At 56.8% G+C, this 11,690-nt stretch carries 11 protein-coding genes; all 11 read left to right on the top strand.

Translation table 11 applies throughout. The annotated features are described in order from the left end of the window. The first annotated feature begins 171 nt into the window (after positions 1-171). Positions 172-924, top strand: a complete 753-nt coding sequence (gene rpsB / locus ACNSOI_RS12470) for a 30S ribosomal protein S2 (RefSeq protein ID WP_058090260.1) — start codon at positions 172-174, stop codon at positions 922-924. A 94-nt stretch (positions 925-1,018) separates the two neighbouring features. After that, on the top strand, positions 1,019-1,888 hold the full coding sequence (gene tsf, locus ACNSOI_RS12465; protein ID WP_061333438.1) for a translation elongation factor Ts: 870 nt from the start codon (positions 1,019-1,021) through the stop codon (positions 1,886-1,888). A 181-nt stretch (positions 1,889-2,069) separates the two neighbouring features. Continuing rightward, positions 2,070-2,798, top strand: a complete 729-nt coding sequence (gene pyrH / locus ACNSOI_RS12460; protein ID WP_058090258.1) for a UMP kinase — start codon at positions 2,070-2,072, stop codon at positions 2,796-2,798. 70 nt (positions 2,799-2,868) lie between these two features. After that, a complete protein-coding gene (gene frr, locus ACNSOI_RS12455) occupies positions 2,869-3,426 on the top strand; it encodes a ribosome recycling factor (RefSeq protein ID WP_061333437.1) in 558 nt (185 codons plus the stop codon). Positions 3,427-3,489: 63 nt separating this feature from the next. After that, entirely contained in the window at positions 3,490-4,260 is a 771-nt protein-coding gene (uppS, locus tag ACNSOI_RS12450) for a polyprenyl diphosphate synthase (protein WP_061333436.1), read from the top strand. 19 nt (positions 4,261-4,279) lie between these two features. Then, a complete protein-coding gene (locus ACNSOI_RS12445; RefSeq protein ID WP_420194149.1) occupies positions 4,280-5,119 on the top strand; it encodes a phosphatidate cytidylyltransferase in 840 nt (279 codons plus the stop codon). Between the two features lie 2 nt (positions 5,120-5,121). After that, positions 5,122-6,306 (top strand): 1-deoxy-D-xylulose-5-phosphate reductoisomerase, encoded by a 1,185-nt coding sequence (gene ispC, locus ACNSOI_RS12440; protein ID WP_061333434.1) that lies wholly within the window; start codon positions 5,122-5,124, stop codon positions 6,304-6,306. 49 nt (positions 6,307-6,355) lie between these two features. Continuing rightward, the gene (rseP, locus tag ACNSOI_RS12435) at positions 6,356-7,705 is read left to right on the top strand and encodes an RIP metalloprotease RseP (protein ID WP_420194148.1); all 1,350 of its coding nucleotides are present in this window, start codon (positions 6,356-6,358) and stop codon (positions 7,703-7,705) included. Positions 7,706-7,750: 45 nt separating this feature from the next. Further along, complete coding sequence (bamA, locus tag ACNSOI_RS12430; RefSeq protein ID WP_420194147.1) at positions 7,751-10,069, top strand: outer membrane protein assembly factor BamA; 2,319 nt, start codon at positions 7,751-7,753, stop codon at positions 10,067-10,069. Between the two features lie 45 nt (positions 10,070-10,114). Beyond that, positions 10,115-10,612, top strand: coding sequence for an OmpH family outer membrane protein (locus ACNSOI_RS12425; RefSeq protein ID WP_061333431.1), 498 nt, complete (start codon positions 10,115-10,117; stop codon positions 10,610-10,612). A 45-nt stretch (positions 10,613-10,657) separates the two neighbouring features. Beyond that, a complete protein-coding gene (lpxD, locus tag ACNSOI_RS12420) occupies positions 10,658-11,680 on the top strand; it encodes a UDP-3-O-(3-hydroxymyristoyl)glucosamine N-acyltransferase (protein WP_396631713.1) in 1,023 nt (340 codons plus the stop codon). Positions 11,681-11,690 lie beyond the last annotated feature (10 nt).

Below are 11,690 nucleotides of genomic sequence, written 5' to 3'. Positions count from 1 at the left end.
TAATGGCACCCCGGTGTCGCTTTATGGTATAAACGCGCCCGCCGGAAACGAATCCGGCAAATTCACACACGTGTCAGCACGTTGTCCCAGGGTGCCAGCTCCTGTTTAAAGGAGGCTGGTTGGGGCAATCGGACGCGTGGAGGACTAACCCGAAGCTAAAAGGTAAATATCATGGCTCAGGTAAATATGCGTGACCTGCTCAAAGCAGGTGCTCACTTTGGTCACCAGACCCGTTACTGGAACCCGAAAATGGGTAAGTACATTTTCGGTGCCCGCAACAAGATTCATATCATCAACCTTGAGCAGACTGTTCCTGCCATGAACGAAGCGCTGAATGTGATTCAGCAGCTGGCAGAAAGCAAGAACAAGATCCTGTTCGTTGGCACCAAGCGTGCTGCGTCCAAGATCATCAAGGAAGAAGCTCAGCGTTCCGGCCAGCCCTACGTTAACCATCGCTGGTTGGGTGGCATGCTGACCAACTACAAGACCATCCGTCAGTCTATTCGCCGCTACCGTGATCTGGAAGCCCAGAGCAAAGACGGTACTTTCGACAAGCTGACCAAGAAAGAAGCCCTTGAGCGTACCCGTGAAATGGACAAGCTCGAGCGCTCCATCGGTGGTATCAAGGATATGGGCGGCCTGCCTGACGCGCTGTTCGTTATCGACGTGGATCACGAGCGTATCGCTATCAAGGAAGCCAACAAGCTGGGTATTCCTGTTATCGGTGTTGTTGATACCAACAGCGATCCGGACGGCGTTGATTACGTAATCCCGGGTAACGATGACGCCATCCGCGCCATCCAGATCTACGTGAAGGCTGTTGCCGATACCTGCCTGGAAGCTTCCCAGTCTGCAGGCGCTGGCGCTGACGAGTTTGTTGAAGTCAGCGAAGACGCTGCGGGCGCCGCTCCGGCTGCCGAGTAACACTTAAACTTCACGTTTGAGTTGTAAGGTATGTCCGCTCGTTAATCCGGGCATACCTCCCCACCGAATTCGGAAACGATTAAGAGGACTGAACATGGCTGCAATTACCGCTGCAATGGTCAAAGAGCTGCGTGAGCGTACCGGCCTTGGCATGATGGAATGCAAGAAGGCACTGGTTGAAGCCGGTGGTGACGTTGACGCCGCAATCGAAGAGCTGCGCAAGTCTTCCGGTCTGAAAGCCGCCAAGAAAGCCGGCCGTACCGCCGCTGAAGGCGTGTCTCTGGTTAAAGTGTCTGACGACAACACCGTTGCCTACATTCTGGAAGTGAACTCCGAGACAGACTTTGTTGCTCGCGACGACAACTTCATGAACTTCGCCAACGACGTTCTGAACGTTGCCTTCGAAAAAGGTGAAACCGACGTTGCGGCCCTGATGGCTGGCGATCTGGAAGCCAAGCGTGAGGCGCTGGTTCAGAAGATCGGCGAGAACATCACGGTTCGTCGCATCATCAAGGTGGAAGGTCCGGTTGTGGGCGGTTACGTTCACAGCAACAACAAGATTGCCTCTGTTGTGGCCCTGACTGCAGGTAACGAAGAGCTGGCTCGTGACATCGCGATGCACGTGGCTGCTGTTAACCCGCGCGTTGGCAAGCCCGACGACATGCCGGCTGAAGAGCTGGAAAAAGAGAAAGAGATCATCAAGGCGCAGCCGGATATGGAAGGCAAGCCTGCTGAGATCATCGAAAAGATGATGGGTGGCCGCATCAAGAAGTTCCTGGCTGAGAACAGCCTGATTGAGCAGCCGTTCGTCAAGAACCCCGACCAGAAAGTGGGCGACCTGATCAAAGCTGCCGGTGGCGAGCTGGTTGGTTTCGTTCGCCTGGAAGTGGGTGAAGGCATCGAGAAAGAAGAAGTGGATTTCGCTGCTGAAGTGGCTGCTGCCGCTGGCACAGGCAAGGCCTGATCCTCTTCTGAGCGCTGTCACGCAAGGTGGCAGCGCTTACCTGAGTCTGCCACGTCAGTCGGGTGTGCCCGGCTTTCGTGGCGGGCTTGTATCTGAGATACCCCTTTTTTCGAGGAGTATGTCAGATACAAGCCTGCAACGGGTTTGCGCCGGATAGCCAACAGACGATAAGGGGATCACCATGCCGACATCTTCAAAAAACCAGCCCAGATACAAGCGTGTTCTGCTGAAGCTCAGTGGCGAGGCCCTGATGGGCGATCACGATTTCGGTATTGATCCCAAAGTTCTTGATCGCATGGCGCTTGAAATCGGTGCCCTGGTCGGTATTGGCGTACAAGTGGGGTTGGTGATTGGTGGTGGTAACCTGTTCCGGGGGGCAGCGCTGAGTGCCGCAGGCCTTGACCGTGTGACGGGGGATCACATGGGTATGCTGGCCACGGTCATGAATGGTCTGGCCATGCGTGATGCGCTTGAGCGTTCCAATATCCGGACCCGTGTGATGTCTGCCATTCCAATGAGCGGTATTGTTGAGCATTATGACCGCCGGCGCGCAGTACGTGACCTGAAAGAGGGTGACGTGGTTATTTTCAGCGCAGGTACCGGTAACCCGTTCTTCACCACAGACTCCGCCGCTTGCCTGCGGGGTATCGAGATCGAGGCCGATGCCGTGCTGAAGGCCACCAAGGTTGACGGTGTCTACAATGCGGATCCCCATCTTGACCCCAGCGCTGTAAAATACGATTACCTGACCTACGATGAGGTTCTGGACAAAAAGCTCGGGGTGATGGACCTCACGGCTATCTGCCTGGCACGGGATCATGGTATGCCGCTGCGCGTGTTCAATATGAGCCAGCCGGGCGTACTGACCCGCATTGTGACCGGTGAGAAAGAAGGCACATTGATTGAATAATTGGTTGCCGGCTGTGGAAAGCTGGACGGATACTGCACTATAACCAGACGAACGTTTCGAGGATGCTGACGTGATAAACGATATCAAAGCAGATGCCGAGAAGAAGATGAAGAAGAGCCTGGAGGCTCTGCACTCGGCTTTCAACAAGATTCGCACCGGCCGTGCCCACCCTGCGATTCTGGACAGTGTGATGGTGAACTACTACGGTCAGGAAACGCCGCTGAAGCAGATTGCCAGCGTTAACGTTGAAGACAATCGCACCCTGATGGTTGCCCCTTGGGAGAAGAATCTCGTTCCCACCATCGAAAAGGCCATCATGACGTCGGATTTGGGACTGAATCCGTCTACCAGCGGTGATGTGATTCGTGTGCCCATGCCCATGCTGACCGAAGAAACCCGTAAGGAAATGGTCAAGCAGGCGAAAGCGGATGCCGAGCATGGTCGGGTGTCCATCCGTAACGCTCGCCGCGATGCCAACAGCATGATCAAAGACCTGCTGAAAGAAAAAGAGATCAGTGAGGACGATCAGCGCCGGGGCGAAGACGAAGTCCAGAAACTGACTGACAAGTACATCGCTGAAGTCGACAAGATGCTGAAGGCGAAGGAAGAGGACCTGATGGCGGTCTGACCGCCAGGTCCATTCAGTAGAAAGCACGCGGCGGGGTGGATGCTCCGCCGCACAGAGGGTTTCATGACGGCACAAATAACCGCAGAAATTCCGGTGATGGCAGACAACTGTCCCCGGCATGTGGCCATTATCATGGATGGCAATAACCGCTGGGCCAAGGCTCATCGGCTCAAAGGAGTGGCTGGTCACAAGGCTGGTGTGGATGCGGTAAAGGCCGTGGTGGAAACCTGCGCCAGGGAAGGGGTGGAGGTGCTCACCCTGTTCGCTTTCTCCAGCGAGAACTGGCGTCGCCCGAAAGACGAAGTGTCGGCTTTGATGAGGCTTTTCCTGATTGCCCTTGAGCGCGAGGTCCGGAAGCTTCATCGCAACAATATCCGCTTGCGCATAATAGGCGATCGCTCGGCTTTCAATCCAACGCTTCAGGAGCACATGGAGAAAGCCGAGACGCTGACCCGCGACAACACGGCGATGACCCTGGTGATTGCGGCGAACTACGGAGGCCACTGGGACATAACCCAGGCAACCCGGAAGGTGGCAGAGCAGGTTCGGATTGGTCAACTTGAACCGTCAGACATTACCGACGACCTGATCCAGCAGCACCTCAGTATCGGCGACCTGCCCATGCCGGACCTGATGATCCGTACCGCCGGCGAGCAGCGCATCAGCAACTTCCTGTTGTGGCACCTGGCCTATACCGAGTTCTACTTTTCCAGCGTTTACTGGCCGGATTTCAAGGCTGAGGAAATGCGCAAGGCACTGGAAGCCTACAGCCGTCGCCAGCGTCGTTTCGGGCAAACCGACGACCAGATCGCGGCGCGAGCTTCACAACAATAACGATACAGCGACTTATACCGTGTTAAAAACCCGCATCATCACAGCTCTTGTTCTTGCTCCCATCGCGATTGGCGGCATCTTTTTTACATCACCCCTGGGGTTTGCCCTGTTCACCGGCGCGATCATCACTCTGGGTGCCTGGGAATGGGCAAATATGTCCGGCATTGAGACGCAGCCGGGCCGGGTGATCTACGCCGCTGTTGTTGCGGCGTTACTCTATGGGCTGCTGAACGTGCCTTCGGTGGCCGTGCTCTGGCTTGCCGTGATTTGGTGGCTGGTGTGCTTCTGGCTGGTGCGCCGGTATCCGGCTGGATCGGATTCCTGGGGTGCCGTGCCAGTGCGAGCGGTGATGGGCCTGCTGGTACTGATACCGGCCTGGGTGGGGTTGAACCACCTGCGAACCGGAGGCTTTCAGTTTGGTGACCTGGCAGATAACCGCCTGGCGATTCTCTATATATTTCTTGTGGTCTGGGTGGCGGATATTGGCGCCTATTTTGCGGGCAGAGCGTTCGGCAAGGCCAAACTGGCGCCCCGGGTCAGCCCCGGTAAGTCCTGGGCCGGTGTGTGGGGTGGCCTGGCGGCGGTCGCCTTGCTTGCCGTTGTCGCCAGCCAGCTGGCTGGCGCCACGCCTGTTCAAATGGCTCTGTTGATCGTTGCCACACTGGTCACCGGTTTTGTGTCGGTGCTGGGCGACCTTCTTGAAAGCATGCTCAAGCGGTTCCGGGGTATCAAGGACAGCAGTCAATTGCTGCCCGGCCATGGCGGGATCATGGATCGCATCGATAGCCTGACTGCCGCCATTCCTGTATTTGCCCTGATAATCACCCTGCTGGGTTGGTTGACCACCGGTCACTGGTAACTATGACAACACGTTGCATTACCGTATTGGGGGCAACGGGCTCCATCGGGCTCAGCACCCTGGATGTGATTCGCCGACACCCGGGCCGGTTCTCGGTCTACGCGCTGACAGCGGGCACGCGGGCATGGGAGTTGGCAACCCTGTGCCGGGAGTTTCGCCCCAAGGTGGCTGTCATGGCCAGTGAGCGCGCTGCGGACGAGCTCAGGGAGTTGCTGGCCGATTGCCCGGATACCCAGGTGCTCGGGGGTGAGGCAGGCCTCTGTGCCGTGGCTGCTGCGAGCGACGCCGATACAGTCATGGCCGCCATTGTTGGCGCTGCGGGCCTGGCGCCAACCTTATCGGCAGTGCGGGCCGGAAAGCGGGTACTGCTGGCCAACAAGGAAGCGTTGGTGATGTCGGGCCAGTTGTTTATGGACGCGGTAATCGCCTCAGGCTCGGAGTTGCTGCCCATCGACTCCGAGCACAACGCCATTTTCCAGTGTATGCCAGCAGACAAAATTCGGGATCCGAAGGCCGCCGGTATTACCCGGATCCTGTTGACCGCCTCTGGTGGGCCGTTTCGAACCATGGCAGCAGAAGAGCTCCGCAGTGTTACTCCGTCTCAGGCCTGTGCGCACCCGAACTGGTCGATGGGCCAGAAGATTTCGGTCGATTCCGCCACGCTGATGAACAAAGGGTTGGAGCTGATTGAAGCCTGCTGGCTGTTCAATACCACGCCAGACCGGGTTGAGGTTCACGTTCATCCGGAGAGTATTATCCATTCCATGGTGGAGTACGCGGACGGCTCTGTTCTGGCTCAACTTGGAAGCCCGGACATGCGTACGCCAATTGCCAACGGGCTGGCCTGGCCCGAGCGTATTGAGGCGGGGGTTGCACCTCTGGACCTGTTTGCCATTGGTAAATTCCATTTTGAACGACCGGATCTCCAGCGCTTCCCCTGCCTGCGGCTGGCCGCCGAGGCTTTCGCCAGTGGTGGCACGGCACCAGCGGTGCTGAATGCCGCCAACGAAGTGGCGGTGGAGGCGTTTCTGGACGGTAAGCTGTGCTTCGCCGATATCCCCGTTATCATAGAGCGGACATTGGCGGCGACGCCGGTCGTTCCAGCGAGCGACTTCGACACCATATTTACCAAGGATGCCGAGGCTCGCAGCCGGGCCAGGGAACAGATAAGCCTGCTGTCTGTCTGAGTCCTGCGGGAATGTTCATGTTGGCCGACGGCCTCAAACCGGAAACTCTATGCAGATTATTCAAACCGTTCTGGCACTTGCATTAACACTGGGAATCCTGGTGACCCTGCACGAGTATGGTCACTTCTGGGTGGCCCGGCGGTGCGGGGTCAAGGTGCTCAGGTTTTCCGTGGGCTTCGGTAAACCCTTGTTTTCCTGGTACGATCGTCACGGTACCGAGTTTGCGGTGGCGGCGATCCCGTTGGGCGGCTACGTCAAGATGCTCGATGAGCGGGAAGGCCCCGTACCGGAGGGGCTGAAAGATCAGGCCTTTACCTCCAAGCCGCCGTCCCAGAGAATTGCCATCGCTGCTGCCGGCCCGCTAGCAAATTTCCTGTTTGCCATCTTCGCCTACTGGTTGCTGAGCGTAGTGGGCGTAACAACCGTTGCTCCGGTGGTAGGGGATGTGACGCCCGGCAGTGTGGCCGAGAGGGCAGGGTTGCAGCAGGGCATGGAAATCCATGCTGTGGATGGTCACCGGGTGACGTCCTGGCGTGATATTAATATGCGCCTGTTGGAGCGAACCGGAGAACAGGGCCTGGTGACACTTGAGGTGTCACAGAATGGATCAAAAGGCACAGTCGACGGAGCCCTGAATGGCTGGCGTCTGAGCAATGATACGCCTAACCCCCTGGCAGAATTCGGTATCACGCCCTGGCGACCGGCGGTGCCGGCTGTGTTGGGGCAGGTCACCAGTGATGGCCGGGCTGCTGCCGCAGGGCTTCGGAGCGGCGATCGTATTGTTGCCGTGGACGACGAGCCGGTGGCCGACTGGTTTGCCCTGGTGGACTACATCAGGAATGCGCCGGAAACCGACCTTGAGCTGTCCATAGAGCGTGATGGCACTCCCCTGGAGCTTACCGTTCGCCCGGCTACCCGAACCCTCGACGACGGCCAGGAAATTGGCTTCGTGGGTGCAGGTGTCGAAGCGATCACCTGGCCAGACGAGTTTCTGCGTGAAGTCCGTTACGGCCCCTTTGCGGCCATTCCGAATGCGGTGCATGAAACCTGGGCGGATACCCGACTGACGCTGGTGGCCATCAAGAAAATGGTCACGGGCCTGTTGTCGCCCACCAATCTGAGTGGGCCGATAACCATTGCCCGGGTGGCTGAGGCCAGTGTCAGTTCCGGGTTTGAAGATTTTATCCGTTTTCTGGCCTACCTGAGTGTCAGCCTCGGGGTGCTGAATCTTTTGCCGATTCCTGTATTGGACGGTGGCCACATTGTGTATTACACCATCGAGGCTATACGCCGAAAGCCGGTATCTGAACAGGTTCAGGCACTTGGATTACGAATTGGTATGGCTTTGATTCTGACTTTAATGGTGTTTGCTCTTTACAACGACCTGATGCGGTTGTGAGAATTGCGGGCTCCTTACCGCACATTAACCAGGCGATATAACTGAATGAGACGTTCCCTTCTAGCTGTAGCCGTTGGCCTAGCCATTACCGCAACTGGTATCAAGCCTGTGCTGGCGGATGAATTCACGGTAGCGGATATCGAGGTAGAAGGCCTTCAGCGGGTTTCAGCGGGCTCCGTCTTCTCGGCTTTTCCGGTAAACATTGGCGAGCAAATCGACGAGACCCGTCTGGCCAATGCCATCAAGGAGTTGTTCAGGACCGGTCTGTTTACCGACATCGAAGCCAGCCGTGACAGCGGTGTACTCATTCTGTCGGTCAAGGAGCGCCCTTCCATTTCGTCCATTGAGATCGACGGCAACAAGAACATCGAAACCGATATGTTGATGGATGCGCTGGCGGGCGCCGGGCTGGAAGAAGGTCAGGTTTTCCGTAGAGCGACCCTCGAACGGCTGGAGCTTGAGATCCTGCGCTCCTATATCGCACAGGGCCGTTATAACGCGCGAGTGCGTGCCACGGCTGAAGAACTTCCCAGAAACCGGGTAGCGGTTCGTCTCGATATCAACGAAGGCACTGTTGCCTCAATCAAGCACATTAATATTGTTGGAAATCAGGATTTCAGTGATGAAGAGCTGATCAGCCTGTTTGAGTTGCGCACCAGCAGCTGGTGGAATTCCATTACCAATAAAGACAAGTATGCCCGGGAGCGCCTGAGTGGTGACCTGGAATCGTTGCGTTCATTTTACCTTGACCGCGGTTATCTGGATTTCACCGTAGAATCCAGCCAGGTGTCCATTTCACCGGACAAGCAGCAGGTATTTATCGCCATCTCCCTGGATGAAGGCCCCCAGTATACGATTTCGGACATTCGCCTTCGCGGCAACCTGATCGTCGAAGAAGAAGAGTTGCGCAAACTGATCCCGGTTAAAGAGGGAGATGTATTCTCCCGCGCCCAGATGACCTCCATCTCTGAGGCGTTGTCGTTCCGCCTGGGGCGCGAGGGCTATGCCTTTGCCAACGTCAATGCGGTCCCTGAACCCGGCGAAGACAACACAGCGGCGGTGACCTTCTTTATCGAGCCGGGCAAGCGCGCTTACGTCAGGCGTGTGAATTTTGAGGGCAATATCTCCACCAAGGATGAAGTGTTGCGTCAGGAAATGACCCAGATGGAAGGGGGCGTTGCGTCATCTGATCGCATAGAATTCTCAAAAACCCGATTGGAGCGATTGGGCTTCTTCCAGACTGTAGACGTCGAAACCGCCCCAGTACCCGGAACCGATGATCTGGTGGATGTGAATTACAGTGTCCGTGAACAGCCGACGGGCAGCTTGTCAGCGTCGATCGGTTTTTCCCAGAACTCCGGTGTGATCCTCGGTGCTGCAGTCTCCGAGAACAACTTCTTCGGTACAGGTAAGCGGGTGTCGTTTGGTGTAAACGTCAGCGATTCTGTTAAAAGCGCCAATATTTCCTATCTGGATCCCTACTACACTGTCGACGGCGTCAGCCGTGGTTTCAGTTTGTTTGCCAGAGAAACCGATTTTGAAGAGCAGGATATCTCCTCTTACTTGCTGGATGAATATGGCGCCAGATTAACCTTCGGGTATCCGACAGATGCCATCACCCGGCTCAATTTCGGTGTGGGTGTCACTCAATCCAATCTCAAACCCGGCATCTTTTCCTCGGTTGAGGTGCGTGACTTCATTGCCGACGAAGGTGATTCGTTTACCAACTATTTCCTGTTCGGCAGCTGGCGGCGCAGCACACTGAACCGCGGCGTACTGCCTACTCGCGGTTATAGCCATTCTCTGTCGCTGGATGTGGCGGTGCCCGGAAGTGACCTCACGTTCTATAAGGCCACCCACAGAACAGATTTTTATTTCCCGCTGGTCGATACGCAGCGGTGGGTGGTCAGGGCTCGCACTGAGGTGGGTTACGGGGATGGCTATGGCGATCGTACCCAGATGCCGTTCTTTGAGCACTTCTACTCGGGTGGCTATGGTTCGGTGCGTGGTTACCGGGCAAACTCCCTTGGTAATCGTGCTGAGCCGGCAGAGTTTGATTTCTCCAGTCCGGACCCCTTCGGTGGCAACCTGCTGACTGAAGCCGGCCTGGAGCTGATTTTCCCGACACCTTTTGCGGGCGACACCCGTTCCATGCGTACTTCCTTCTTCCTTGACGCAGGCCAGGTGTTCGATACCGATCGCGGCTTCGACCCGGAACTGAAGGAAGTGAGGACCGCGGCTGGTGTGAGTTTCCAGTGGATTACGGCAGTGGGTCCGCTTGCTTTCAGCCTGGCGAAACCGCTTAATGACAAGCCGGGCGATGATACTCAGGTGTTCCAGTTCTCGCTGGGGCAAACCTTCTGATTGCAGTAAACAGAAAAACAAAGGATGAAACACAGGAGATTCCCGATGAAACGTCTATCTGCCATTGTTGGCGCAACTCTGATGGCATTCTCGCTGCAGCTCGCAGCGGAGACTAGAATTGGCGTGGTTGACCTGCGCCAGGCGTTGTTTTCGTCCAACGACGCCCAGTCTTTCAGTGAGAAACTTCAGCAGGATTTTGCTGGCGAAGAAGCCAAGGTTCGTGAGGCCCAGGAACAGGCCCGCAGGCTGAAGGATCGGATCGAGAAAGACGGCGCCATGATGAATGAAAGCGAGCGCAACAAGCTGACCGGTGAGTTCCAGGAGAAAGTGCAGGAGTTCAACTTCCTCAAACAGCGCCTGGACCAGACTGTTGCGCAGCGCAAACAGCAGTTTCTGGAGAACGCTCGCCCTGAAGTAGACGCGGCCGTCAAAGAGCTGCTGGAAGAGCACAATCTGGACCTGATTCTGCCGAGCGAAGCGGTTGTCTACGTTAAGCCGGAGATGAACCTGACCTCGGAATTGCTCGAGAAGCTTAACCGATAAACCTGGCCAGGCACTGTTACTACCGCATCGGGAGAAGGTTCAATGGTGCAAAAATCCTTTCGTTTGCAGGAACTGGCCGAGGCGTTGGGTGCTGAGCTGAGGGGAGATCCGGACACAGCCATTTCCGGTTTGGCAACGCTGCAGGCTGCGGGCCCCGGGCAGATGAGTTTTCTGGCTAATCCCGCCTATGCCAAGTATCTGGCGCAGACCAAGGCCTCTGCGGTGATTGTGTCGCCGGCTAATGCGGCCGATGCTCCGACCAATGTCCTGTTACTGGACAACCCCTACCTGGGCTACGCTCGCATCAGTCACTGGTTTGACGCCACGCCGGCACCGGTTGCCGGTATTCACCCTACCGCCGTGGTTGATCCCTCGGCAACCGTTGCGGACTCTGCCTGTGTCGGCCCGCACGTGGTGATTGAAGCGGATGCGCAAATCGGTGATCAAGTTGTCATCGGGGCCGGCTGTTTCATCGGAGCCCGTTCCCGGATCGGTGATCAGTCAGTCCTGCGCCCGCGAGCTACCCTGGCCCATGATGTAGTGCTCGGGCTGCGTTGTCATATTCTCAGCGGGGCAGTCATCGGTTCAGATGGCTTTGGTTTTGCCAACGAGCGTGGTGTGTGGCACCGCATTGCCCAGGTTGGGGGCGTGGTGCTCGGAGATGATGTAGAGATTGGTGCCAATACCACGATTGATCGGGGTGCGGTTGACGACACAGTGATTGGCAATGGTGTAAAGATCGATAACCTGGTTCAGGTTGCGCACAACGTGCGCATTGGCGACCACAGCGCCATGGCCGCGAAAGTGGGCATTGCCGGCAGCACAAAGATTGGTCGGCATTGTGTGTTCGGGGGCGCCGCTGGTGTTGCCGGCCACCTGGAAATTACGGATCAGGTGCAACTGACCGGTATGACGATGGTCACAGGCGACATTGCAGAGCCCGGGGTGTATTCGTCGGGTACCAGCGCAGATACCAACCGGCAATGGCGAAAAAATGCGGTACGCTTCAGGCAGTTGGACGTTCTGGCGAGGCGGGTCAAGGAACTGGAAAAAAAGCTAGAGGGCTGAGGCCAAGCAA

Origin of the sequence: Marinobacter sp. GH_1, from assembly GCF_048595985.1 — a bacterium.
Taxonomy (GTDB): domain Bacteria; phylum Pseudomonadota; class Gammaproteobacteria; order Pseudomonadales; family Oleiphilaceae; genus Marinobacter; species Marinobacter shengliensis.
This window is presented reverse-complemented; position numbering and strand designations above follow the sequence as displayed.